Genomic DNA, 25,677 nt, shown 5'->3' with positions numbered 1-25,677 from the left:
GCCCCCTTTTCCCCGGGCGGATTCTGGGAGCGCTCTTCATCGTTAGAAAGATTCTTGCGGATGCTCCTTTAAATACGTCTCCCAGGCTTCCATGCCGCCGACCAATTTATAAACTTTACGATACCCTTGTTCCTCAAGCACTTCGGCAGCATATTCGCTGCCCCCTTTGCCCAACTGGCAATACACCACCAGTTCGGCGTCGGGATCCCAGTTCCATGGTTGATCTTCTAAATCCGTAACCGGAACATGCTTAGCACCGGGAATGGCGCCAATTTGCCCTAAACGAACATCAATAACAATTATGGGATGATCGGGGTCAACATGCCTTAGGCGATGCGCCAATTCTTCCGCTGTGATTTCTTCGGCCATGGATACCCTCCTTGTTTATCTTTTTGTTGTCTATTGTGTTACCGGTAGTCACTCGATGTCAGGGCTCTTGACCCCAAAGCGGGTCCCGTTTCTTCGCTGCAACAACCCGGTCAATCCCCGCTAAATCCTTGGTTCTTTGCAAAACCTGAAGTCCTTGCGCTTGAAACAGCCTTTCCACAGCATCAGCCTGTCCCTGACCTATTTCTAAGTATACACATCCTGCAGACGCCAGTTTTGCGGGCAATTGTTCGATAAGACGGCGAATGACGCCAAGGCCCTGATCGCTGGCAAAAAGAGCTAATGGCGGCTCATAAGATAATTCCGGCATAAGGTTTTGACCCTGATTATCTGCGTCTGCCACGTAAGGCAAATTTGCCACCACAATATCGATAGGCCCCTTTAACGCCGACAATAAATCACTGCGGACAAAACGAATCTCGCCCCGGGAGAGGATTTTCTTGGCGTTATCTTTGGCCACATGCAAAGCCTCTTCACTCACATCCGTGGCAATAATCTGCCATAACGGAGATCCAAAATGGGCTAAGCTCACCGCAATCGCCCCACTTCCGGTACCGACATCAACAATCGTTAGCGATTCATGAGAGGCATCTCGCAAAACCCGTTCAACAAGATGTTCGGTTTCCGGTCGAGGTATAAGAACCCGGGGATCGACATGAAACGTTAAGCCCATAAATTCTCGTGTTCCCGTAATATAATGAAAGGGAACACGCTTAGATCGCTGACTAATGGCCGCCTGATATTTTTGCAGAAGACCTTGACTCATTTTTCCCCGGTCTAATAACCAGTCGGTCACAGTCGTCCCCGATATCGCGCACCACAGCTGCTCAGCTTCCGCATAAGGCTCATCAATTCCTGCCTTTTGCAGTTGACGAGCGGCTTCTCTTACTAGTACTTTCCAATCGTCTTTCATGATTCTTGGTGTAACCGTTCTTCTTGTTCTTGAGCTTGTAATGCCGCAATAATTTCTTCGATATCCCCATCTAAGACTTCTTCAAGCTGGTGTAAGGTAATGCCGACACGGTGATCAGTTACCCGACCTTGAGGAAAATTATAGGTGCGAATGCGTTCAGAGCGATCGCCAGTTCCTACCTGCTGACGTCTCTCATCGGCGATTTCTTTAGCTTGTGTCGAATCATAGAGGTTCTTAAGACGGGCCCGCAAAACCTTCATCGCCTTATCCCGATTTTTTAATTGGGATTTTTCGTCTTGACACGAAACAACAATGCCGGTCGGGATATGAGTAATCCGGACCGCTGACTCGGTCTTGTTAACATGCTGCCCACCTGCTCCACTTGAACGCATCGTATCAATACGCAAATCATCGGGATCAATGTTTACTTCGACTTCTTCGACCTCTGGCAAAACAGCGACCGTCACAGTTGATGTATGGATGCGTCCACCAGCCTCAGTGACCGGAACGCGCTGAACACGGTGCACACCCCGTTCAAATTTAAGATGGCTAAATGCTCCAGCCCCTTCAATCATAAAGATAATTTCTTTATATCCACCGATATCCGTCTCATTTACCGATAATAACTCGGTTTTCCATCCATGACGCTCAGCATACCGAACATAAAGACGAAACAAATCAGCGGCGAATAATGCCGCTTCTTCGCCCCCGGCGCCCGCGCGGATTTCCATAATGACATTTTTGGAATCGTTGGGATCAGAAGGCGTTAAGAGGCGCTGAATCTCTTGTTCGACGCGATCTAATTGTTGGCGGGTCTTATCCATTTCCTGTTCCAACCAACCCCGTTCATCGGTGTCTTCACGCGCCATTTCTTTAAGAGTTTCTAACTCCTCACTTAGCGATAAATAGGACGCATAATGATTGACGACGTCCTCCCATTGGGCTAATTCCTGAGCATACTTCCGTAACAGCTCAGGATTCGACGCAACTTGAGGATCTGACAAGACTTCCTGGACCTCGTGATAATGCGCCTTGGCTGCCTCTAATCGCGCCCGCGTCGTATCATCCATCATTCCACCTTCTTTCTTTGAAGATCTTTCTAAAATGTCGCTTGTTGCCTGTCACGCACAAAAAAACAGAGCCACCGGCTCTGTTCGGGGATTATTTCATACCATAACGCTTCTTGAAGCGCTCGACACGTCCGCCGGTGTCGACAATTCGCTGCTTCCCGGTATATAGAGGGTGGCACTGTCCACAAATTTCAATACGCAAGTTCGTTTTCGTTGATCCGACATGATAAACGGCCCCACAAGCACAAGTCACTGTGGTTCGTTGATACGCCGGGTGAATTCCATCCTTCATGCTCTCACCTTCTTCCCGGACCACTCCAAATGCACGGGATATTCTAACAAAATTCGTGAATAAAGACAAGATGACAAATCCTAGAGCTCCCTACTCGTTCATAATTTCTGAATGATTTTATCACATTTTGCCTCATCCTCCATATTATTCCATAGGAGGCTAGAAAAAGCCGAAGGAGGAATAATTTATGGGAAATTTTGCGGGCCAATTGCCGCGTGTACCTTTTGGTTCTCGCGTACTGCGGCTAAAAAGACCCCTCTTGACCGGTACTGATGTCAAAGTGTTTCAACGCCTTTATAATACGTTGTTAGAGCTCATGAACCCGCCAAATGGGCCAATGGGTTCCCGAATTCCTATTACGGGGGTTTTTGACCGCGAAAGTCAAAAGGCTGCAGCGAATATACAAAGTTATTTTGGAATTTGTGTGGACGGCATCGTGGGACCCCAAACTTATCGGGTCATGGGTCAAGACAATCATGCGTATGGCGGCCCTGCCTTTGGCTCGCGTCATCTCACAGCCGGAATCACAGGAGGCGACGTCATCGTTCTTCAAAATCGCCTCAATTGTCTTCGCTATGCCGTTACCCTTAACCAAGCTGCGACAGGCGATTTTGATACGCCGACCTCGCAAGCGGTGCTAGCGTTTCAAGGAGACAACATTGTCTATCGGCACTGGGATATCGCTTTTGACGGAAACGTAGGACCAGACACTTTTGATATTTTATGGATTACTGCCATCACCGGAGGAAGAACTTTACACGAGGGTGTCAATGGTTTTGACACGGTAGGATTGCAAGTCATTCTACAAAATCTGGGATTTTATCCCGGGCGCATCGATGGCTATTTTGGCTCACTCACCCGCCATGCTGTCAAACACTTTCAAGAAGCATTTGGCATTACCGCGGATGGCATATGCGGTCCTCAAACCTTTTACGCACTAGGGCGTTCTAACCCCGTATTTTGGTATTCTGCTGACGCCTTTCCCAAAGGACGCATTGAAAGCCTCTCCCACATTCAGGTCATTTCATCAACGATTGATCCGGTCAATGGCGATCAAAATCCTTATGGCGTGTTATTGGCTCCCAATACCTTTGATGATGCCAACACTATACTGAAACACGGCGACCTCTTGGTGTCCAATATCAACAATGCCAATGGCGTTATGGGTCTTGGGAGCACGTTGGAGCGTATTGTTAATGGCCGTTCTGAGCGTTTTTTTGCCGGCGCGATGGCGCCCATTGCTATCTCGACCTCCAATCTCGGCGCGACATGGATTGCGGACTATGGCTTTGCACCCGATGGCAGCCAAGGTGTGGTGCAAGTCATTTCTCCCGATGGGACCCTATTTTCCGGCGGCGATATTCATCGTGATCTTTTTGATGGTCCGTGGGGTATGCAATTTAACTTCGGCGAATTTTATGGACTGCCGGTTGCGTTCTTTTCCACCAACGTCCTTTCTGGTACTATCGACCGATTCACCGAGTTCCACCCGCCCGACTTTAACGCAGATTCCGTCACCCTGCAAATTGGATCAGGTTTTGCCCATGTCGGGACCAATATCAATACCGTGTTTGGCCCTCAAGGCATGATTTGGCTTCCCATGGGCGATGCGCTTTATATTGCTGACGGTGCTGACAACAGCATTTCTGTTTTGGCTCCCGTCAGCACAACCCATAGGGATTTGGGTTCAGGACTGAAAATTTATCAAGGGCCTCCATTAAACAAGCCGGCAGGACTCGGGTTCAATCCCGAAAATGGGAACCTAATCGCCGTGAATCAAGGTGATAACCGGGCAATTGAGATCAATCCGCGTACGGGACAACTCGTCTCGGCACGCCTATTGGATAAAACACCTGTGAATCCTGTCACCGGAGCAGGTTCCGCGCTCTTTGGTGTATATGTAGCCTTAGACGATAACGGCGAACTGCTCGTTTATTTCACCAACGATAATACCAATACGGTCAACGTTCTAACGCGTTAAATAACCCACGTCAACAAGAAACCGGAAAACGTTTTCCCATCTTGCGTGTCACATGATGGCAAAGGGGCATTATTCGAAACCGGCACATTACGCCGGTTATTATGCTCCTCGCCATCGTTGGTAATCGGTACCTGAATAAAGTCTTCTGTTTTTAAATACTCACAACAAGAATAATACTCACTCATTCTATTTAGCTGAGACATACTTCCATGCTCATGATGATATGAAACCCAGGCCCATGAGAAATCGACAGGAACGGAATTCGGCGGTTTAATGAATAGAAAATCTGATTCGTATCTATTCATAGTTATCTTGAATCATTGATTAATGGAACGCGGCCATAATCTTTGAAATACACATCCTTCTAGAGAATGATTTTTTCTTCTAATTCATACATCTTGTGCACAGTTTTACCCAATTTCGTCAGTTATCACGAATCGCTATATGATCGTTAAATAATACTTGACTATTCATGTAAAGTTATCGTTCATGCAAAATAAATTTAAACAAAGTTATTATTAACCGGTAAAATCGCGATATTCATCGTTTAAATTAGAGGAGTTGGCATGATACAATATAACCTGTAGGAATTGACTATACAGGAAGGAGGAATTAAACATGGCTGATCCGCAAGCCGTGAATATCATGTTGCTTTCTGGCGATTATGCCAAATTGCAGGCGGCCGCAATGTTAACGGCTGTTGCCGCTAGCTATGGCAAACCCGTAAAAATTTTCGTGAGCATGGAAGCACTTCCCGCTTTTCATAAGGATCCTGCCATTGCTTCTCAAATTACCAAGGGCCCAGTGGCTCGCACGATTATTGAGACCGGCGGAGATTCTTTCATCGACCTTTTTCGCCAAGCTAAAGATTTCGGCGAAGTCATTCTTTATGCCTGCGGTCTCGTCATGGATGTCTATCACTGGAAATTGGACGACCTCGTCGATATTTTCGATGAAACCCTTGGTGTCGCCGGATTTCTTGCCAAGGTCGAAGGCGAAGCGACTTATACCTTTTAGACATTCTCAACACAGCACAAAAAAGGTGGGAGCACATAATGGCTGATGAAGTAAAAATTGTTGATGCCCGCGGCTCTTTCTGTCCGGGTCCCTTGATGGAACTGATTAAGGGAATTCGCCAAGAACCGGTCGGAACAATATTTGAAGTGTGGTCATCAGATGCCGGGTCCGCTAAGGATATTCCCGACTGGGTCGGACGCGCCGGACATGAAGTCGTTAAAAATATTGAGGATGGCGGCATTTATAAAGTGCAAGTCAAGAAACTGCGCTAAGTATCCATTATCCAACGCATTGTTCCAGTTTAATACAGTGAGAGACCTCACTGGTCCCGCAAACCGTTTTTGGGCGAATTATTACAAATCTTCGGAATAAGGGGAGAAAACAATGCAGAAAGTTGTTATCTTAGGTGGTGGCGTTGGTGGCACAATCGTAGCTAACCAGGTTGCCAGACAAATGGGTTCGGAATTGAAGCACGGCGATGTAGAAATTACGGTGATTTCCGAATCTGCAGAACACGTCTATCAACCCATGTTTTTATATATGGCGTTTGATCAAGTTGTTCCCTCAGAAGCCAAGAAACCTGAACGCGAGATTTTGGACCGGCATGTTAAACTGGTTCATGGCTCTGCCGATCGTATTGATCGCGATGCTAAAGCCGTCATTATGGCCGATGGCAGTAAAATCCCTTATGACTATTTGGTCATAGCCACTGGAAGCCGTCCAGCCCCTGAACTTATTGACGGGCTTCCCGAAGGTGGACACATTTTTTACACAGAAGAAGGCGCACTGAAACTGCGTCAAGCGTTGCATGACTTCAACGGTGGTCGTATTGTTGTCACCGTTGGCGTCCCGCACAAATGCCCCGTGGCTCCTTTAGAGTTCACGTTCATGGTACAAGAATGGGCCAAAGCTAAAGGTATCGGCGACAAAACCGAAGTGGTTTATACTTACCCCATTGGCCGGTTGCACTCATTAGAACCGGTAGCGAAATGGGCGGCCCCGGTGTTTGAAGAACGGCATATTGAATCCCATGTATTTTTTAACCCGGAAAAAGTCGATCCCAAAAACAAAACGATTACGAGCATCGAAGGTGAAACTCTCGATTATGATCTCCTCGTAGCTATTCCGCCCCACACCGGGCAAGACGTGATTGGACGGTCTGAAATTGGTGATGCCGGCAAGTGGATCCCCACCAATCGCCACACATTACGCATGGAAGGTGCTGACGACATCTTTGTTTTAGGGGATGCGACAAATCTTCCCATTAGTAAAGCGGGATCGACCGCGCATTTTGAAGCTGACGTTGTTGCCGCCAACTTAGTCAATCTCCTTCGCGGGGGTCTCGGATCGATCCGTTACGACGGGAAGGTCTTCTGCTTCATTGAAACGGGTCTAAAATCCGCCACATACATTACCTTTGATTACAACAATCCACCTAACCCGCCGGAGCCTACAGAAATGATCCACATGTACAAACTCGCTTATAACCGGATGTACTGGTTAACTCCCGCGGGTCTGCTGTAACGTCACAGTGGCAATATAAGGAGGCCAGCTATGGCAACCATACAGGTTTCAAATGAAACGCTCGGAGAATGGACAGCCTTACTGACGGCTTTAAGAGACAGTGCCACGCCGGCCATGGCCGAGCGCATTGGCAATATGCTGAACTCTTTAGGCCAGTTAACTCAACGGGCAGCTGAGCCAGGGGCACTGGACGCGTTGGATACCGTAATCGAAAGACACGACACCATCAAAACGTCACTAGACCAGCTAGCCCAGTGGCAACACGATGGCACGTGGAAAGCACTCACCGAATTTACCGCCCTCTTGACTGCCGTCAAAAATTCAGCCACCCCGGCTATGGCCGAGCGTCTCGGTACTTTGCTCGCCAATTCCGGCGATCTCGCCACTTTGTTGACAGATCCCGACGCTAAAGCACTCGTGACTGAAACCTTTGACCACAGTGCGGCCTTAACCGATATGTTGGCCCAACTGGGTCAATGGCATCAAGACGGGACGTGGAAGGCGCTGACGGAGTTTACCGCCCTCTTGACCGCCGTCAAAAATTCGGCCACCCCGGCTATGGCCGAGCGTCTCGGTACTTTGCTCGCCAATTCCGGCGATCTCGCCACTTTGTTGACAGATCCCGACGCTAAAGCACTCGTGACCGAAACCTTTGACCACAGCGCGGCCTTAACCGATATGTTGGCCCAACTCGGTCAATGGCATCAAGACGGGACGTGGAAGGCGCTGACGGAGTTTACCGCCCTCTTGACCGCCGTCAAAAATTCGGCCACCCCGGCTATGGCCGAGCGCATAGGCACGTTAATGTCCCAATTTGGTACATTAGCCACTAAGGCCACAGACTCTGACGCACTTCATGCGATTGACCATCTCTTAGATAACCAACAGGGATTATTAACCATGATGGATCAGCTTATTGTGTGGCAGAAAAATGGCACGTGGAACGCGTTGGTCGAACTAACGTCAACGGCCAAGGCCATCAAGGATTCGTTGAATCCGGTGATGATTGAGCGTCTTGCCACCGTTGCCCAACAAGCCGGAAATGCGTTGAATCAAGCCTTAACATCAGGTCTTTTAGATCTGGGACTCGACCTTTTTGAGCAATTGACCGATGCTTTTGCCGAGGCGCAAACCGACTCGCGCAAGGTCACCCTGGGAAGCATGTTACGCATGCTCAAAGAACCCGAGATTCAAGTCAGTTTGAAGACGCTTTTTGGTTTGCTCCGTAGACTGCCGACTGTTCTTGAATCAACCACGTCTTAAATTCCGTGACTTCCCAGATAAAAGACCCTCGTACGAGGGTCTTTTATCGTTTATGCCGGATCAGAGAGAACGGGTAATGTCATGATAATGACCGCTCCTCCCTCGGGATCGTTCAGGGCTTGGACACGGCCTCCATGTTGTTGCATCACTTCATAAACGATAGACAAGCCAAGGCCACTGGATCCCCTCCGGGCCTTATCGCCCGTAACAAAACGCTCGAAAACATGGTCTAACATCTCTTCCGGAATGCCAGGGCCCTGATCTTTGACCGAAACACGAATCGTCTGCTCCTCTTGGTCTCGCACCGTGTCGATAATAATCGGCGTGTCAGAGGGTCCCCATTTCGCCGCATTATCAATGACATTGATTAACGCTTCTACCAAATAATCCTCGACCGCCAAAATGACGGCATCATCACGCCGGCGCCAAATAAGGGGATGATGGGTCTCTTGAGCCAGCGGGGTTACACGCTCTAAGGTTGTTTCAATCCAGGTAGAAACGTGCACGGGACTTTTATGGCCAATTCCACTTTGGATTCGGGTCGTGGCTAAAAGCCGGTCAACAAGGCGTTTTAAGCGAAGCGTTTCTTCCCATGCCACTTCTACGGCACGGTCGAGACCCGGTCCTTCCACCATATGATCACGAATCGCTTCGAGAAATCCGCGAATGGACGTCAACGGCGTCCGCAAATCATGGGCGACATGCGCTAAAAGCGTATCCCGCACTTCAGCTTCTTTGCGCAGTTGCATCATTTGCAGGTGAATTCGGTCGCTCATGCGGTTGAATTCTTGGGCGAGATCACGCACTTCCTGGGGACCCTCAATCTTGGCATGCATCTCTTCTTGGTCATTCCCCCGGCCCATTTGTGATACGGTCTGCCGTAGAGCAATTAAGGGACTCGTGAGCCGCTTCGAAAAACCGTAGGCTAAAATCCCAGCCATGACAATCGAAGCGAGTTCTCCCACAAGCAGCAACCCGGTTAAAGACGCCGCCGTCTTATTGGAATTGCTGAGAGGCGCTTCAAGGAATACGCCTCCCACCACTTGTCCATGCACAATCACCGGGATGCCTGCCGTGGCTTCTGGCCGGCGATCCCCACCTTCTAAAATACCTTGGAATTCCTGACCATTAATCAGCACATGAGCCAAAACATTTTGAGACCATGGAGCTTGAGGCAGTTGATTATTGCCCGTTTCCAACAGGATCTGACCCGTGTTATCCAGCACGTAAACCCTGTCATTCAATGTCCCTTGGACCACATGAATGAGATAAGCTGCTTCGGGTCCATATAATGTGCCTGAAAAATAACCTTGCATCACGCGGGATAATGTTTGCCCTTGCTGCGCCAGACTCTTTATTTGAGCACCCACCAAATAATTACGAAAGGTAATATTGGAAATCCCCAAGGCAATAGCGAGGACCATGATCGTAACCGCCACATGACTAAAGATAAGGCGGGATGATAAACTCTTTTGTGTCCGGGACCACAGTCGTCTAAGCACTATTGTTCACGGGGCTGGGGTTTAAACCGGTATCCTTGACCCCAGACGGTTTCCACATATTGATAAGGAGACGGGGTTTTCAACAATTTCTGCCGCAGGCGCGTAATATGCACATCCACTGTCCGGCCGTCTCCCTCAAAATCAAATCCCCAGACACGATCGAGTAATTGGTCCCGGCTAAAAACTTGTTGGGGATGACTCGCGAGAAACCACAATAAGTCAAATTCTCTTGGGGTCAAGGTGAGTTCTTCACCTCCCGCTGTCGCCAAACGCTGAGACGCATCAAGCATAAGACCCGGAAAACGAATGACATCCATCTCTTCAGGAGCTATGGGACTTTGAGCCCGGCGCAAAACAGCTTTAACCCGGGCCACCAATTCCTTAGGACTAAAGGGCTTTATCAGATAATCATCGGCTCCTTGCTCCAGTCCTGCAATGCGATCTTCTTCGTCACCAACTGCAGTCAACATCACCACGGGAAGCCAAACTTGCCGAGCGCGGATAGTTTTTAATACTTCAAATCCATCAATGCCCGGTAGCATAATATCCAAAACGACTAAATCGACGTCTTGCTGTTCTAGTTTTTGAAGAGCGCTCAATCCATCTGCAGCTTCTGTTACCTCAAATCCCGCACTTTGAAGGTAGAGGCGGCATAACTCGCGAATATGATCCTCATCATCGACCAGCAAAATGACCGATTTGTGTTCGGCTCCCGTGTCCACTTAATTCGATCCTCCCTGAGTGGCCGCAAACATGCGGAAAAACTCCGCATTCGATTTGGTTCTTCGCAAATTCTGCAATAACAGTTCAGTCGCTTCAATATCCTTAAGATTATGCGTCGCCTTGCGCAATAACCACACCACATCGAGTTCTTCAGGGGTTAACAACAAGTCTTCGCGCCGAGTTCCCGATCGTTTGATGTCAACAGCGGGGAACGTGCGTCGCTCAGCCAGTTTGCGATCGAGATGCAATTCCATATTGCCTGTTCCCTTAAATTCTTCGTAAATGACATCATCCATACGGGAACCGGTATCGACTAATGCCGTAGCCAAGATCGTCAAGCTACCGCCTTCTTCGACCTTTCTTGCCGCGCCAAAGAACCGTTTGGGCTTGTGCAACGCCGCAGGGTCCATGCCTCCGGACAAGGTCCGGCCTGAAGCGGGAATGGTGAGGTTATATGCCCGGGCTAATCGGGTAATGGAATCTAAAAAGATCACGACATCTTGTCCCATTTCCACTAACCGTTTCGCTCGTTCCAATACCATCTCTGCCACCCGAATATGATCTTCTGGCGGTTCGTCAAATGTTGAGCTCGCGACTTCGGCCTTTACCGATCGCTGCATATCGGTCACTTCTTCCGGCCGTTCATCAATCAACAACACCATGAGATGTGTATCGGGGTGGTTGGTGGCAATGGCATTGGCTAATTTTTTCAATAATACCGTTTTCCCAGCCTTAGGCGGTGCCACAATCAAACCACGTTGTCCTTTACCGATTGGCGCCACAATATCCACTAATCGACACGCTAAATCATCCCGCTGGGTTTCCAAATGAAAACGGGGCTGTGGAAAAATCGGGGTCAACCCGTCAAAATCTGGTCGTTCTGAAGCCTTTTCCGGAGACATTCCATTAACCGCTTCCACGCGCAAAAGAGCAAAATAGCGCTCGCCATCTTTGGGCGGACGAGCCTGGCCTGAAACTTTATCTCCCGAACGAAGATCAAAGCGGCGAATTTGAGAAGCAGAAACATACACGTCTTCGCGAGAGCGCTGAAAGTCAGTGGGTCGCAAAAAGCCGTAATCACCCACGATATCCAGCAAGCCTTCGGCAAAGATAAAGCCGTCTTTGTGGGTTCTGGCTCGGAGAATTTCCCAAATCAGTTCGCCCTTACGATAAGACCGGAAATTCTCAACGTTGAGAGAGCGGGCCAGCTTATAGAGATCTAATAAAGTCATGGCATCAAGTTGAGCCATAGAAAGTTGATTTTCCCTCGTTGGGCGCGGCAAATCGCGACGCGACGATGGTTGTCCGTTTGGGACGTTGCGGGATCGTGTTTCCCGGGACGTCTGAACCGCTTTGCCATTGGCGGCCGCTGCTCCATTTACTGTTGCGGGTTGTGGTGCTGTCTCTGGCGCCTTAGTCGCTTCTTCAGCTAATGGGAGTTTTTCACTTACAATAACCGGGGGAGGCGTCACAGCGGGCACATTACTGGAAGAACTTTGATCTAAAGATACCTCTGCCCTGTCCTGTTTCTCAGCCTCACGAGCCTCGACTTCTTTTTTGTTCTCTTCTTCTCTCTTTTCAGAGGGGCTAGCCACTGCCGGTGCAGGGATAGGAGCCTCGTTTTCCACCATAGGTTCATGAGGTGCCAGTGTGCTTGCGTTTGGCGTATTTTCCGTGAGTGGTTCGCCTTGGACTGTTTCGACGACGGGTTCACGCTGGCTGCCATCACGAGTTTCCTGGATTTCAGGGGATGGAACCACGGTAGGCTCAGCAGCCTTGGTCTCTGTGGCGGTGGCGGTTTCTACCAAATCCGTTTCGGCTCCACTCTTGGTTGTTTTCTTACGAGTACGCTTTTTGGGTTTTACCGGTTCTTCTTCCTGGCTCGTAACAGAGGTATTCTGATCGGAGGCAGATTCGGCGGCTTTCGCCTTCGATGTCGAGCGTTTGGAACGCGATTTCGTTCCCTTTTCTGCTTCTGCCTCAGTCTTTGTCGCAGACTCTGCTGTCTGAGCCGCCGAAATGGGCACGGATGAAGACTCAGGCTCTGGTCCAGAACTAGACGCCTCCGTCTTTTTCTTGCGCGATTTCTTGGGTGCTTTTGCTTTTTCAGTGGTGATCTCTTGGGCCTCTTCCGCGACAACACTCGGGGTCTCGGATGAAGCCGTTGTCGTTGTGCTCTCTGGAGCCACTGCGGCCTTCTTTGTTCGTGAACTACGCCGCTTGGGCTTGCTCTGTTCTGTGACCATGCCTTCTTGAGTTCCTTCACCGACCATGAATCAGTCTGTCCTCCTCATTATTAAAGAATGGCTTATTTGGAAGCCATTCGGTCCATTCGATGTTGAGTCGTAATGTAGCGCACTGTTCCTGTCTTTAGACGCATCACGACGGAATAGGTCGTCGCATACCGTTTTCCATAATGGACGCCCTTTAATAAATCTCCATCAGTTATTCCCGTGGCTACATAAAAAGCGTCATCGCCTCGGACAAGATCGTCCAAGGTTAAAACATGTTGGGCATCTGTAACACCCATTTGGTGCAAGCGTTTAAGCTGAGCATCATCTTCAGGGATTAATCGACCTTGCATGGTTCCTCCAAGACACTTCACAGCCGCCGCGGCAATCACGCCTTCGGGTGCTCCTCCACTGCCCACAAGCATATCAACACCGGAATGTGGAAGGCAGGCGGCTATGGCCGGAGAGACATCCCCATCGGAAATTAATTTGACCCGCGCGCCGGCTTCCCGTATGCGGCGGATCTTTTCTTGGTGACGTTCCCGGTCCAAGAGAACCACGGTCAAATCGCGCACATCGCGACCGGATGCTTTAGCGAGCTCCCTTAAATTTTCTTCAATCGGCGCATCCAAGTGTACAACGCCAACCCCATCAGGTCCAGCCACGATTTTTTCCATATACATATCTGGGGCGTGAAGCAGATGACCTTTCTTCGCCACCGCCATAACAGCGATAGCTCCCGGAATACCTTTGGCAACAAGATTGGTACCTTCCAAGGGATCGACCGCAATGTCGACCTCTTCACCGTCACCGGCCCCTACTTGTTCTCCAATATATAACATAGGCGCTTCGTCCATTTCGCCTTCGCCAATGACCACCGTTCCCCGAATGTGAACGGTATCTAAGACAGAACGCATAGCATCGACAGCTAATTGATCAGCTCCATTTTTATCCCCGCGTCCGATTAAGTGACCGGACGCAAGAGCTGCGGCTTCAGTCACTCGCACAAATTCTAGCGCCAGTTCGCGCTCCATTGTATGCCTCCATTATCCATAGATTTCTACGAAAACCAATTGGGAACATTCGAAGAATCACGTATTTATCTCGCGAAGAGAGTTAGATTTATGTTTGGCGGTCCGGAAATTGGTAGTTTGGGTGCAAACTTCCGGAAAAGGAATTCCTGAAGTCATCGATAATATTGTAACCACTATTTCAGAAATTAGCCACCAAAAATTTTTTTGGATGCGGTCGTATCCTACCACAAAACCTGCTCAATTGGCAAGGTTTGGCTTACAATATTATGAATTTTTCATGATTATTGTGGTTACACTGAAGACGCAACGTCTGCCACCATTTGCCGAAATGTCGCGAGACGAAAAGGTTTACCTAACCAGCGAGCCGAGGTTGGCAATTGTTCTTCAATATCCGAATTGCCGGACATCACGATAAGTTGCACGTGCTGATAATGGGCCGTGATGTGTTGGAGAACAATCGATGCGGGTAAATCTGGTAATGTCCAATCTAAAATCACCACATCTGGCGCATTTACCGGCTGATATGGAAAGGTTAGAACTTCCTGACCACACGAAAATGTATAGAGATGCCACATCATGTCTTCGAGTGATGACATTAACAATTCCAGTAAAGCCTTATTGTCGTCAATGATCCAAATATTCACCCAGCATTCACCTACCACCATCGAAATATTTCAAGACTTCGTCTTTGAGTACAGAAATTCCTGCCGAAAACGCCAACCAATCCAGATTTTGTAACGGTTTTGTAACAAGTGCTGGATACACTACTCATGAAAAGACATTACTCGTGATCTTTACGGACTATCGAAGGAGGAATGTTCATGCGCCCTATCGCACGCACCTTGAGCGCTGCCGTGATTGGATTTGCTGTTGGTGCTGGGGCCGTGAGTGGCGGACTCATTGCTTATGATCATCTGAATCCGTCAAACGCCATCATTTCTAAATCCAAAGTACAAACACCCTATGCCACGGTAGCCTCTTATACACCGCCCACGTTACCTTTAGGGCCCGATACGATTTCCAATGTGGTCAAACGTGACGGGCCAGCTGTCGTAAAAATTGTGGCCACGGTGCCCCAGTCTGTATCGATTTCTTCATCACCTTTCTTTAATCCTTTTTTTGGATCCATCTTTGGGAATAACCTTCCCATGACCCCGCAAACGGAAATTCAAACAGATATTGGATCGGGATTTTTTATCAACAGCCGGGGTTATCTACTAACCAATGACCATGTCATTCATGGTGCAACCAAAATTGAAGTTTATGTACCAGGCTATTCCAAACCCTTTAACGCCACACGTGTCGGGACAGACTATGCCACCGATCTGGCGGTCTTGAAAATTTCTGCCCCTAAACCCTTACCCTATTTGGTGTTAGGCAATTCAAATCAGACCCCAGTGGGAGCCTGGGCGATTGCCATTGGCAATCCCTATGATCTCAGCCATACAGTGACCGTAGGTGTGATTAGTGCTAAAGGACGTCCCTTGACGATTGGCAACCGCCATTACCGCAATTTGCTTCAAACCTCAGCCGCGATTAATCCGGGCAACAGCGGTGGTCCTTTACTCAACTTGGCCGGACAGGTTGTCGGCATCAATACCGCGGTCTCAACCCAAGGACAAGGCATTGGCTTTGCCATCCCAACATCCACGGTGGAAGAAATTTTGCCGCAACTGATGAAATATGGTCATGTCATTCGTCCTTGGCTTGGAGTCTTTATTGGCACAGATTCCAAGAGTTTGGCCCAACAATACGGCTTACCCACCAGCACGGGCGTCGTCATTGCCTATGTAGAGCCCAATAGCCCGGCACAAAATGCTGGATTATATGCTGGGGAAGTCATCACGGCGGTGAATGGTCAATCCGTCACGTCGGCAAGCCAGCTCAAGAGCATTATCGACAAAACTCACGTCGGCCAACATATTACCATTACAGTGAACGATCAGGGACGAATTGTGACAAGAAATGTCACCATTGGCCAAGAACCTAATGGTCCCATTACCGAACCTTCCACTGTTCCGAGCTTCTAAAATAATTTAACACCGCTGCCCTTACGGCAGCGGTGTTCCCCTTTTATGCCAGGTTATTATGATAACGTCCGTTCCATTTCTAGTCGTGTGGTATGATAGCCTTCCCGCTCATACAGATGTACGGCATCCGTATTGTCTGCTGTGACATATAGTCGTGCCGTCGTAATCCCTTGCTTGCGAATAAAATCATGGGCGGCTTGCATCAACAACTTGCCGAACCCCCGCCGGCGATAAGGTTCTCGTAAATAGACTTGATCAATCGAACCGTAAGTCCCCTGTAAATCCATCCGCAATGCCACCCATACAAATCCCGCAAAATCCAAGCCGTCTTCTAAAACAAAAATACCGTTTTCAAAAGGCCTTCGCGCCGCTGCCCTAAGGCGCTGAGCTTGGTCAGCCAAAAATGCCGGCGTACACACAAACTTCGGAAAATTTATTTTGTACAGGTCACATTGCGCATTCAGCACGTCACGATAATCTTGTTGTGGACGATATGGTCGAATTTGCATACCTTCGCCTCTCTTCAGGTTCGATTTCATTTTATGAAACATTTCGGTCTTTCGGCAATAAAATCCTGCTGGCTTCCCACGAAATGGGCTAGTGGGAGAACCGCCTTGTCATGTATGATGACAGTGTCTGTTCACTGCAGAATCGAGGTGCCGGTTGTTGAACAAGTTGTCATCATCAAGGTTTCGCCAAGTCTTTCATTTAACCGATTTAACCTCTCTCTCGATATCCAGCGTGGGCCCGTTATTTAGTATTGCAGCAGCGGGAGGCGTCATGATTGGCTTAGCCGGCTCGGATGTCATGTGGGCGATTCTTATCATTGCCATCCCTTTGATCGCAAGTGCGTTTATCTTTCGGTTATTGAATCAGCATTTTCCCAATGCCGGAGCATCTTATCACTGGGGAAGGCAAGTGATGGGCGCCCGTTACGCCCGGTTTCAAGCCATCGTGGTGATTGTCGCCTATTTTTCTTCCCTGCCGCCTATCATAATGCCCGCGGCACAATACACCTGGGCCTTATTATTTCCTCGTCAAAATGCCCCGGTTTTGGCGCTGTTCATGATCAGTGCCTTTTGGGTGGGCTTTGCGATGATTCCTCTGCTAATGGGATCAAAACCCACAGCCCGATTTACCGAACTGTTTTTGGGCATTGAAGTGCTATCCCTCATCATTTTAATGATGACCGCTTTATGGCGCTTTCCGGTCTTACACGTCAAAGTGTTGCCTGAACCCCATATTCCCTGGACTGGGATATTTATCGCCGCGGTGGTGGCGTCTACCATCATGGATGGCTGGGAAATTGATAGTTACGCAGCGGAAGAAGCCAAAGCCCCGACCAAAGATCCCGGCTTATCGGGCATTTTGGGCGCGCTATTTGCTTTTGGAATCTATGCTGTCTTATTCCCCCTGATTTTGCATGAAACTCCCTGGCATGGGATCTCGAATAGTCCCGATCCCCTGAGCGCTTGGGCATTTCGAGTATTTCCCTCGGCCCATTGGATCATTTTGATCCCGATTTTGGCCTCCACGGCGGGATCATTGTGGTTAACAACCTATATTTTAAGCCGGGTTCTCTTTGCATTGGGACGCGACCGCTTGCTCCCGCAGCATTTCACCCAGATGAATCGCCGAAAATCTCCTTTATTCGCGATCATTGTGCCGTTAGCGCTGGCTCTTTTTGTCGTCTCATTGGAATTATGGGTCCCCTCCCTTGATCATTTATTTCAAGTGGTCTTATCCTCGGCGGGGTTTTTCCTCACGTTAGAATTCTTTTTAGATAGCTTAAGCGCCTCCTGGTTCCTGACCACCATCCACCGTCATCAATGGCCTCATGCCGGGGATCACCAACACCTCCCCTTACGCATTCTCTCCTATGTGACTTCTAGTCTCTTGCTCGGGCTCTTAGTCCTCTTTATCGTTTTAGCCCCCGGGGTCATGGGGTCCAGTATTGACTGGATCGTCGGCGGCATTGTCCTGTTCGCCGCATTTTATGCCGTGCCACACCGCGGTGCGCAAGCGTTTTATGTATTTGACCCCACCGACTTCATCGAAGTCAAATCGCCGGAAAAATAACCCGCTATAAAACAAGAGCCGAACCTTATATTTAAGAAGGTTCGGCTCTTACTGAGTTGTGGGATTAATCCCTGGCCGTACGCTGTCCTAAGATGAAATAGACAATAGCCGCCACGATGAAACTGACGTAATAGGATATATCGCCCATATGCGGATGATGATAAGCAAAGCTTCCGACATACAAGGCCTGGTTGAAAAAGGGAATAGAGACCACAATCGCAATAATCCACGCCCAAAGTCCGGAACGGACAAACCGCCTGGGATCGTAAAACAGACCGGTGTGATAACGTTCTTTGCGGATCACAAAGAAATCCACCAATACCACGGCTGTCCATGGAGCTAACCAATAGGCTAGCAAAAACAAGAAGTTTTCGAAATCCAGATAATAAGACTTTCTAGCAACATAGGCTAAAATTGCGCCGATAATGCCGACTAAAATTGCCGCCATCCACCGTTTAACGGGAATATTAATGACCAAGGCCGACAACGAACCCGAATAAATATTTAAGACATCTGCGGTGACCGTGCCAATGATAACCGCAAATAGAGCCACCGGAACCATCCAATGCGGTTCAATGCCTGTTAATAAACTAATCGGATTGGGGCTAGAAGCCGCTTGCGGGAAAATGGTCGCGAGCGCCACCCCCACTAATTCCAACCATACCCCGGCAATGAAGTTAGCCGAGGCGGCATTAAAAAATACCTTTGACGGCTTAGTATCCGCCGGTAAGTACCGGGTATAATCCGAGCCAAAAACGGTCCAGCCTAACAAGTAGGATAGAGCCAAGCCCACGGCTTCAATAATGCCCCCACGAATTCCTGTATATTGCCCCAAGGGGGATTTCGCATCAAACGGCAAGGCGTAATTGGCGTGAGCAAAGGCAAAAATGGATACGCCGATAAATACTAAAGTTAAAATAATGGCCATAAACCGTTCCACAGCATGAATCATATTATAACCATAGACAGCCACAATCACCTGGACCAGGGCCATCACCAAAAGGGCCACCACGAAATTGGTATGGAACAATGCTTCAAATGCAAATGATCCCAACACCGTATTCACCGCAAACCACATGACCCCTGCGATCGCGTTGAGGGCTCCGGGAAGAAAGTTCCCATAAAACCCAAAGGGTGCCCTCGAATGCACCATTTGCGGCACACCCAAACGGGGACCAAAGGTAGACACTAGGCCTAATAAAATCACTCCTAAAATATTACCCAAAATCAATCCCAATGCGGCTTGCTCAAAATTTAGCCCAAAGAGCGCGACCGCCGCGGTTCCCGTGGTTAACGTGGCCAGTTCGACGTTAGCCCCAAACCACAAGGTAAAAACAGAGGACACATGCCCGTGCCGTTCTGTTTCCTCAATGTGTTCAATCCCAATGGGCTCAATGCGAGCCACTTCATCACCATACTGGCTGGCTTTCTTGGTTGCCGCCATCATACACCTCCGCCCATAGTGTGGGACAATATAATCCGAACGATTCCGAAGAAATTTTATAAAAATGTTCGGAACGCGTCAACAAATTTGGTTAGTAGCACAAAAAAATATCCTGCCATTTTATGTTAAAATTCTTAACTTACCCCGGCATAGACGCCCGCAAAGACAAGCGGTATGATGAAGCCCATGAGGCACATGATCTTGAAAGACGTGCACAATTCATCAGTTCATAAAAATCGTACGTCATCGCGTTAGGAATAGGCCACCGGAGCAAAATGGCGAGATAAAAAACAAGAAACCAGAGACGAGAAACGAGAAACGAGAAAAGAAAGGATCGTGCGCATGTCATCCAGCATAAATCCCACTGTGTTTCGCGAATACGATATCCGCGGATTAGTTGACCAAGATTTTACTTTGGAAGGTGTCAGCCAGTTAGGCAAAGCTTTTGGAACATATTTGTTAGACCATGATGTGTCTCAAGCACTTCTAGGCTGGGATTCTCGCAGTTCCTCGCCAGCATTTCGTGATGCCATGACTGAGGGATTGTTATCGACAGGTGTGGATGTGATTGATATCGGTCAGGTAACGACCCCAATCTTTTATTTTGCTCGCATCCATTTCAATATCGATGGCGGCGTCATGATAACCGCTTCGCATAATCCCGCCGAATATAATGGCTTTAAGTTAGCGTTAGGTCCTGCCACGATTTATGGGGAGGAAATTCAAAAAGTTCGGGCCATCTTAGAAAGCGGTTCCTTTCACCAAGGCGCCGGTAAACGGACGACCGCGAATCCTGTGCCCGCTTATCTTGCCATGCTCCATGAAAAAATTCAGTTGGGTCCCAAACCCCTTCATGTGATTGTTGATTGCGGAAATGGGACGCCGAGTCTTTTTGCACGCGATGTCATGAAAGCCTTTGGTGTTAACAATGCCGAATTCCTTTATTGCGAACCCGATCCCACATTCCCCAACCATCACCCCGATCCGGTCGTGGCAAAGAACCTGCAAGATCTCATTACGCGAGTCAAAGAAACCGGGGCGGACTTAGGTGTTGCCTTTGATGGAGATGGGGACCGCATCGGGGTTGTGGATGATCAAGGGGATATTATTTGGGGAGACCGTCTCATGGTCCTCTATTGGCGAGAAATCCTGGCGCGTCACCCGCGGGCGAAAGCGATTGTCGAGGTGAAGTGCTCACAAACCTTGGTGGATGAAATCGTGCGCCTAGGCGGCCAACCGGAATTCTTCAAAACGGGACATTCGCTGATTAAAGCGCGCATGCGAGAAATTGGCGCTGTATTTACCGGGGAAATGTCCGGACATATGTTTTTCGCTGATGAGTACTATGGGTTTGATGACGCTTTTTATGCTACCGGACGTCTTTTAAGGATCCTCTCACATTCCGATCGTCCGCTATCCCAATTACTCCAAGATGTCCCCATGAAGCCATCAACTCCCGAAGTGCGCATTGATTGTCCCGACGATAAAAAAACCGAAGTTGTGAACGCTTTACGTAATGCCTATCAGGCCCGAAGCGATGTATCCGTTATCGATGTCGACGGGGTCCGTGTGGTTTTCCCATACGGATGGGGATTAGTGCGAGCATCGAATACCCAACCCGCTTTAGTCGCGCGGGCAGAAGCCGATACCGCCGAACATTTACAAACCATCATTCAAGATCTTGAACAGGCCTTAACATCATTCCCGTATATCTCTCACATTGACTGGTCAGGCAACTAGCTTTTTCTTTGCTTCTTGCTAGTTCTTTTCTTGTCCCCCGTGTCAAACCGGGGGATTTTTTCTTTTTCCAGATCATTCCGAGAAACATCTTCCGCACTGTTTCCCGAAGAGGTTTAAACCGAAGAAAATCGAAGCCGGTAGAGGCCAAACAGTCTATACCTAAAAAGAGGATTTCTCCTTATATTGTCGAATTTTGTCGACACAAGGAGGTCATATGATGCATTTTCGACTAAAATCCGTACTGTCGATGATATATTGGATTGTTATAAGTTTTTGGAGTGTTATCGCCATCCTCGATACGCTTCTTTCCCATCTCTTCGGATATGCTCGCTTTATCCATTCCTGGGATATTTTCATGATGGCAGCGCTTTCGGTGGGACTTTTTGCCGTCAATGCATCGCCACAAAAAGCCGTCGCTTTGGCCTTTTTGATAACCTGGTGGACCGTGGACATCACCCCTAATGCAATACTATTAGCTATAGCCACCGGTTTTTTCTTATGGAAAAAAAGCGCTGCTAAAAGTCCGCCGAAACAGGCTATCACGGTAGGTTACCGACCGCTGACGCACTGGCCCATTCAAATCCATACGACGGACCGGTTTATGCATATGCATATTATCGGACCGACGGGTTCAGGCAAATCGTCAAGTATTTTAATGCCCTTAATTCGCCAAGATTTGGAGGCCGGACGCGGCATTACGTTGATTGAACCGAAAGGAGATCTCAGTTATACCGCCTATCAAACAGCTTTGTCCTCTCATGCCACGGTGATTTATTTTGATCCGCACAAACCCAATTGTGCCCATTATAATCCATTAAATGGACCCGCAGATGTTGCAGCCGAAGGATTGTCCTGGGCCCTGAATCAAATTACGGAAGCCGGTCATCCCTTTTATGCCGTTACTTCCCGGGTCTTATTGATGTATAGCGTGATGGCGGTGAAAGAAGCCTTAGGTGACGCCGCTAGTCTTTATCATGTTTTAGATTTTCTTCGCGCCGAATCTTTTCGCGAAGATGTTCTTGCCCAAACAGAAGATCTCCGTATCCTGGCCTATTTTCGGGAACAATTAAAACAAATTGGCGCTCGCAGTGCGCAAGAACAGCGTCAAGGATTACTCAACCGCTTGGAATTGCTTCTCGTTAATCCCGATGTCCGCCGGGTTTTATCGGGGCCGGGGGATTTTGATTGGGATAATGTGCTCAAAGAAGACATTAGTGTCATTTGTCCTTTATCCCTGGCTCGCTTAGGAGAATCTGCCAAAGTCTTAGGCACGCTTTTATGGCATGGATTAGCCATGGCCACGTATCGCCGCCTTAAAGCGAGCACCGTCCATCCTTATTTTCTATATCTCGATGAATTTCACCAGTATGTCACCCCTGATCTGGGAGATTTTTTAGCGTTAGCTCGTGGCTATTCCGTTGGAATGGTTTTGGCCCATCAAGATCTTGGGCAGTTATCTGTGCCCCTCAAAGAAGCTTTATTGGCTAATGCCCGTCAACGCATTATTTTCGGCGGCATTCACGCGGACGATGCTGCCATATTTTCCCGTCTGGCCCAACCTTATGACTTGCCTCCTGATTTACGCTATCTGCCTAGGGGAACAGCTTATGCCCAGCTGACTCAAAATGGACGCTTACAGTCACCAAAACGGCTGAAGCTATCTCATATGCCCCTAACCGAAGAAAGCGTGCATCCATGACAACACCGCCCATCACACCGGATCAAAAGCCCCTATCCTGGCAACAGGTGATTGACAATACTGGCTATTTATCGTTCGAACAGGCCAAACGTCATTTCGGACTTGTCGTGACCAAAGACATAGCTCCTCAAGACGTCATTGTCTTTCATAACGCGCTGTGGCAACGTGACAAATTTCACCGCGGTGCACATGAACGCCACAGGTACTTAGTGAGTGAAAGTTATATCCGTCTCTATCCCAAGATTATGTCATGGCAATTTGCCGGCAGCTATTACCGCCTATGTCCTGATGCCGTGATTCAACTCCCCCTCTATCCTTATCCGGTTCTCCTTGAAATGGATACTGGAAAAGAAACCGCCAAACAGTGGCGAAGCAAATTAACAGCCTACCGTTTGGAAGCCGTCACGAACCCCCATTTTGCGCTCTGGATTATCGCCACGGGAGGCCCACTGAGATTAAAACGACTGCAGGAATGGATCAGCCAATACCAGCTTGCATGCTCATGGCATCTCTGTCATCTCGACGAGGTACAAAGTCATGTACCACACTGGCACTCACTTCCTCTTCCTGCCTCCGCAGTCGATCAACAAGCCAAGACAATGAGACATCATTATTATCTTTTGTCGAATCGTCAACCGATCAGCTCATTGGAGGCGGAGGCCAAGTTAAAGCAGGGATGGATTGTTGGAGCTAAAGAAATTACAACTGATGGCGTAATCTCTTATCTTTCTCCCGGCCCTAAAGGGTTTTAAACTCATTGCAAGAAATTCTCCTATGCTGACATTGTTCTGCCTGTCGAAAAATTATAGGATAAAGAGGCAGGATTTTGCCGAGTCAAAGTGGAATGTGATGATAATTGATCGTGAACGGGCAAAGACTCCCGCCCTGACTCGGAACGTGTTGTCCAAGAATGTGCATCATGACGAATCGTGTAAGAACGGTAGACAACAGCGGGAAATATCAAGCTCTTTTCCTTAAATCTGAAATGGCACCTTTTCATTTAAACGGTAAATTGCAGGGTATTTTTCTTATGGAGGGAACAGGAATGGAACTAAAGGGCGATCGCCGGGGGCTACATCTTTTAGCCACGGATTTAAGCAATGAAGACGGCCTGGTGGATGATCTTGTCAAAACATTAAATGCGCGTCATAACTTTCTCGGCACAGCGGCCATTTATCTCGAAGTCAATTTACCTCTGACCCCTTCGCTCTTCCAGCGTGTCGCCGAAGTTTTTTCAACATTTCCCAATCTAACACTGAAAGGCATTATCCAAACCGATCCCTCCAGCGTGATTCCACTGGAAGCAAAAAAGCCGGCGTCGCCGCCACTCATTGTGCGTCATACGGTTCGTTCAGGGCAACAAATTATGCATCAAGGCGATATCATCGTGATTGGCGATGTCAATCCGGGTGCCACCATTATCGCTTCCGGAGACGTCATGGTGTTTGGCTGGCTTCGGGGAACCATATACGCCGGCCAACCCCAGGACCGGTCCCGCCATATCTATGCGCTGCGTTTGCAGCCCGCCCAAATTAAAATTGGCGATGTGATGGCGCTAGGCGATGGGCACGGCGAAAAACCCGAATATGCCCATATTGAAGAGGGTACGGTTGTGGTCCAAAGCTGGGATGATGTCCGTTTACCCGAAGTGGTGACCCTGGAATCCAAAAACCGGCGGATGGAGCGCCGCGCTTCGCATTTGTCCCATTAACACCCAAACAACCATGGCCCACGCCGCAGCAAACCGTAAAGCGGGGTGGGTTTTTTATTCGTGACGTGCGTCTTGCCATAAATATTCGGCCACAAAGTCCCGGATCGCTTGATGCGTAGATGTAAAGTAGAGGTGACTCCATGGAATATCTGGCCAAGCAAAGGGCTGTAAAGCCGAGATTTCAGCACTTCCGAAAAATTCTGCACCATGAATCAGGGGGGAACTGAAAACGGCCGTAAACGTATTGGGATGATCTAAGTAAATCCCGATCAAACGCATAGGGCCGGCTGACAGATGCAGTTCTTCTTGCAGTTCTCGTGAACAGGCACGGCTTAAATCCTCTCCCGGTTCCACATAACCTCCAGGCATGATCCATTGTCCCCATCCCGGTTCAACAAGGCGTTTGGCTAAATAGATGACAGGCTTGGGCCCATATAACAAGATAGCAACAGCTAATCGAGGGTCAAGATAATGCACGCGGCCACATTGCTGACAGACTAAACGCCGTTTTTGATCGAGCCGCATCCATTGCAAGACGCCCTGGCAGTAACTGCAAAATTGGGGACGAATGATCCATCTCTCCTTTTCATGAGTTTTCCTGCAATTCCCCGCATTGGGGATATGATTCCTGATTTGGATTCGCCGCACGAATTTGATACCATTGAGGGTATTAAGAAGGGCAGGATTTCATATGGCTAAATACCGACAATCCAAAGTGAAGCGACAGCACCACGTTCTTCGGGAGCTGGAGCCTCACTTACGCTTTTTGTCGTCCCTCCCCTCGGTCGATGGTGTCATTCCCGGTACCATTAAACCCAAATCAGGCAGTCAGATGGGGTTGTCATTCCAGTACTTTACCCCAAGTGGGTTAAAATTAATCGGGCGTTCCAGTGGCGCGGCACAAGAGATTTTTGTCATTAGCCAACAACCGGATCAAGTGTTGGAGGCCTTACAACACCAAGGATTGCTCCCCAAGAAGGAATAGCCATATCTTCCTTGCCTTTTACGTGAAAAGCGAACATAATATTGAACGATAT

Annotated in this window: 25 protein-coding genes; 12 read left to right on the top strand and 13 right to left on the bottom strand. The window is 48.6% G+C overall.

Features of this window, described 5'->3' with window-relative positions; genetic code table 11:
- Positions 1 to 42 precede the first annotated feature (42 nt).
- The 4 genes from AOA63_RS15375 to rpmE form a co-directional block, all read right to left on the bottom strand.
- Entirely contained in the window at positions 43 to 369 is a 327-nt protein-coding gene (locus tag AOA63_RS15375) for a rhodanese-like domain-containing protein (protein ID WP_053960536.1), read from the bottom strand.
- Positions 370 to 427: 58 nt separating this feature from the next.
- The gene (gene prmC / locus AOA63_RS15370; RefSeq protein ID WP_053960535.1) at positions 428 to 1,300 is read right to left on the bottom strand and encodes a peptide chain release factor N(5)-glutamine methyltransferase; all 873 of its coding nucleotides are present in this window, start codon (positions 1,298 to 1,300) and stop codon (positions 428 to 430) included.
- Positions 1,297 to 2,370, bottom strand: coding sequence for a peptide chain release factor 1 (gene prfA, locus AOA63_RS15365; RefSeq protein WP_197648413.1), 1,074 nt, complete (start codon positions 2,368 to 2,370; stop codon positions 1,297 to 1,299). Before prfA ends, prmC begins: the two co-directional genes overlap by 4 nt.
- 91 nt (positions 2,371 to 2,461) lie before the next feature.
- Positions 2,462 to 2,662 carry a 50S ribosomal protein L31 gene (gene rpmE / locus AOA63_RS19085; RefSeq protein ID WP_028962076.1) on the bottom strand — a complete coding sequence of 67 codons (201 nt, stop codon included), beginning with the start codon at positions 2,660 to 2,662 and terminating at the stop codon, positions 2,462 to 2,464.
- Positions 2,663 to 2,849: 187 nt separating this feature from the next.
- Between rpmE and AOA63_RS15360 the strand changes: the two genes are divergently transcribed.
- A complete protein-coding gene (locus AOA63_RS15360; protein ID WP_053960533.1) occupies positions 2,850 to 4,643 on the top strand; it encodes a peptidoglycan-binding protein in 1,794 nt (597 codons plus the stop codon).
- On the opposite strand, the gene AOA63_RS19430 is transcribed toward AOA63_RS15360, so the two are convergent.
- Positions 4,640 to 4,828 carry a hypothetical protein gene (locus AOA63_RS19430; protein WP_139061636.1) on the bottom strand — a complete coding sequence of 63 codons (189 nt, stop codon included), beginning with the start codon at positions 4,826 to 4,828 and terminating at the stop codon, positions 4,640 to 4,642. The two genes, AOA63_RS15360 and AOA63_RS19430, sit on opposite strands and share 4 nt — an antisense overlap.
- A gap of 433 nt (positions 4,829 to 5,261) precedes the next feature.
- Between AOA63_RS19430 and AOA63_RS15355 the strand changes: the two genes are divergently transcribed.
- The 4 genes from AOA63_RS15355 to AOA63_RS15340 all read left to right on the top strand — a co-directional run bounded on the left by AOA63_RS15355 (position 5,262) and on the right by AOA63_RS15340 (position 8,447).
- Positions 5,262 to 5,660, top strand: coding sequence for a DsrE family protein (locus tag AOA63_RS15355; protein WP_020376130.1), 399 nt, complete (start codon positions 5,262 to 5,264; stop codon positions 5,658 to 5,660).
- Positions 5,661 to 5,698: 38 nt separating this feature from the next.
- On the top strand, positions 5,699 to 5,932 hold the full coding sequence (locus tag AOA63_RS15350) for a sulfurtransferase TusA family protein (RefSeq protein ID WP_020376129.1): 234 nt from the start codon (positions 5,699 to 5,701) through the stop codon (positions 5,930 to 5,932).
- A gap of 112 nt (positions 5,933 to 6,044) precedes the next feature.
- Positions 6,045 to 7,184, top strand: a complete 1,140-nt coding sequence (locus tag AOA63_RS15345; RefSeq protein ID WP_053960532.1) for an NAD(P)/FAD-dependent oxidoreductase — start codon at positions 6,045 to 6,047, stop codon at positions 7,182 to 7,184.
- Between the two features lie 30 nt (positions 7,185 to 7,214).
- Complete coding sequence (locus tag AOA63_RS15340; protein WP_053960531.1) at positions 7,215 to 8,447, top strand: DUF1641 domain-containing protein; 1,233 nt, start codon at positions 7,215 to 7,217, stop codon at positions 8,445 to 8,447.
- Positions 8,448 to 8,497: 50 nt separating this feature from the next.
- Here AOA63_RS15340 and AOA63_RS15335 read toward each other — a convergent pair whose 3' ends face one another.
- From AOA63_RS15335 to AOA63_RS15315, 5 genes are all read right to left on the bottom strand, one after another.
- Positions 8,498 to 9,886, bottom strand: coding sequence for a HAMP domain-containing sensor histidine kinase (locus AOA63_RS15335; protein ID WP_242848352.1), 1,389 nt, complete (start codon positions 9,884 to 9,886; stop codon positions 8,498 to 8,500).
- Between the two features lie 62 nt (positions 9,887 to 9,948).
- Complete coding sequence (locus AOA63_RS15330) at positions 9,949 to 10,671, bottom strand: response regulator transcription factor (protein WP_053960529.1); 723 nt, start codon at positions 10,669 to 10,671, stop codon at positions 9,949 to 9,951.
- Complete coding sequence (rho, locus tag AOA63_RS15325; protein WP_053960528.1) at positions 10,672 to 12,945, bottom strand: transcription termination factor Rho; 2,274 nt, start codon at positions 12,943 to 12,945, stop codon at positions 10,672 to 10,674.
- A gap of 35 nt (positions 12,946 to 12,980) precedes the next feature.
- Complete coding sequence (gene glpX, locus AOA63_RS15320; protein WP_053960527.1) at positions 12,981 to 13,937, bottom strand: class II fructose-bisphosphatase; 957 nt, start codon at positions 13,935 to 13,937, stop codon at positions 12,981 to 12,983.
- Between the two features lie 290 nt (positions 13,938 to 14,227).
- Entirely contained in the window at positions 14,228 to 14,581 is a 354-nt protein-coding gene (locus AOA63_RS15315) for a response regulator (RefSeq protein WP_053960526.1), read from the bottom strand.
- Positions 14,582 to 14,758: 177 nt separating this feature from the next.
- On the opposite strand from AOA63_RS15315, the gene AOA63_RS15310 reads away from it, so the two are divergent.
- Positions 14,759 to 15,967 carry a S1C family serine protease gene (locus AOA63_RS15310; protein ID WP_053960525.1) on the top strand — a complete coding sequence of 403 codons (1,209 nt, stop codon included), beginning with the start codon at positions 14,759 to 14,761 and terminating at the stop codon, positions 15,965 to 15,967.
- A gap of 56 nt (positions 15,968 to 16,023) precedes the next feature.
- On the opposite strand, the gene AOA63_RS15305 is transcribed toward AOA63_RS15310, so the two are convergent.
- Entirely contained in the window at positions 16,024 to 16,476 is a 453-nt protein-coding gene (locus AOA63_RS15305) for a GNAT family N-acetyltransferase (RefSeq protein WP_053960524.1), read from the bottom strand.
- Between the two features lie 157 nt (positions 16,477 to 16,633).
- Here AOA63_RS15305 and AOA63_RS15300 point away from each other — a divergent pair, with 157 nt between their 5' ends.
- Positions 16,634 to 18,046 carry an APC family permease gene (locus AOA63_RS15300; protein WP_242848351.1) on the top strand — a complete coding sequence of 471 codons (1,413 nt, stop codon included), beginning with the start codon at positions 16,634 to 16,636 and terminating at the stop codon, positions 18,044 to 18,046.
- A gap of 64 nt (positions 18,047 to 18,110) precedes the next feature.
- Here AOA63_RS15300 and AOA63_RS15295 read toward each other — a convergent pair whose 3' ends face one another.
- Positions 18,111 to 19,493: a purine-cytosine permease family protein gene (locus tag AOA63_RS15295; protein WP_242848350.1), complete on the bottom strand. Its 1,383-nt coding sequence runs from the start codon at positions 19,491 to 19,493 to the stop codon at positions 18,111 to 18,113.
- Between the two features lie 339 nt (positions 19,494 to 19,832).
- On the opposite strand from AOA63_RS15295, the gene AOA63_RS15290 reads away from it, so the two are divergent.
- The 4 genes from AOA63_RS15290 (at position 19,833) to minC (ending at position 24,640) form a co-directional block, all read left to right on the top strand.
- Positions 19,833 to 21,230, top strand: coding sequence for a phosphomannomutase/phosphoglucomutase (locus tag AOA63_RS15290; protein WP_053960522.1), 1,398 nt, complete (start codon positions 19,833 to 19,835; stop codon positions 21,228 to 21,230).
- Between the two features lie 214 nt (positions 21,231 to 21,444).
- A complete protein-coding gene (locus AOA63_RS15285) occupies positions 21,445 to 22,929 on the top strand; it encodes a type IV secretory system conjugative DNA transfer family protein (RefSeq protein ID WP_082344020.1) in 1,485 nt (494 codons plus the stop codon).
- Complete coding sequence (locus AOA63_RS15280) at positions 22,926 to 23,681, top strand: hypothetical protein (protein WP_053960520.1); 756 nt, start codon at positions 22,926 to 22,928, stop codon at positions 23,679 to 23,681. The genes AOA63_RS15285 and AOA63_RS15280 overlap by 4 nt, the downstream gene beginning before the upstream one ends.
- A 293-nt stretch (positions 23,682 to 23,974) precedes the next feature.
- On the top strand, positions 23,975 to 24,640 hold the full coding sequence (gene minC, locus AOA63_RS15275) for a septum site-determining protein MinC (RefSeq protein ID WP_053960519.1): 666 nt from the start codon (positions 23,975 to 23,977) through the stop codon (positions 24,638 to 24,640).
- A gap of 54 nt (positions 24,641 to 24,694) precedes the next feature.
- Here the strand turns inward: minC and AOA63_RS15270 are convergent, their stop codons facing one another.
- On the bottom strand, positions 24,695 to 25,288 hold the full coding sequence (locus AOA63_RS15270; protein WP_278277013.1) for an NUDIX hydrolase: 594 nt from the start codon (positions 25,286 to 25,288) through the stop codon (positions 24,695 to 24,697).
- Between the two features lie 43 nt (positions 25,289 to 25,331).
- Here AOA63_RS15270 and AOA63_RS15265 point away from each other — a divergent pair, with 43 nt between their 5' ends.
- On the top strand, positions 25,332 to 25,625 hold the full coding sequence (locus AOA63_RS15265; RefSeq protein WP_053960517.1) for a DUF2103 domain-containing protein: 294 nt from the start codon (positions 25,332 to 25,334) through the stop codon (positions 25,623 to 25,625).
- Positions 25,626 to 25,677: the final 52 nt, after the last annotated feature.

The sequence above is a fragment of the Sulfobacillus thermosulfidooxidans genome (genome assembly GCF_001280565.1).
Lineage (GTDB): Bacteria > Bacillota > Sulfobacillia > Sulfobacillales > Sulfobacillaceae > Sulfobacillus > Sulfobacillus thermosulfidooxidans_A.
The sequence above is the reverse complement of the archived record's forward strand: the minus strand, read 5'-3'. Positions and strand labels throughout refer to the sequence as shown.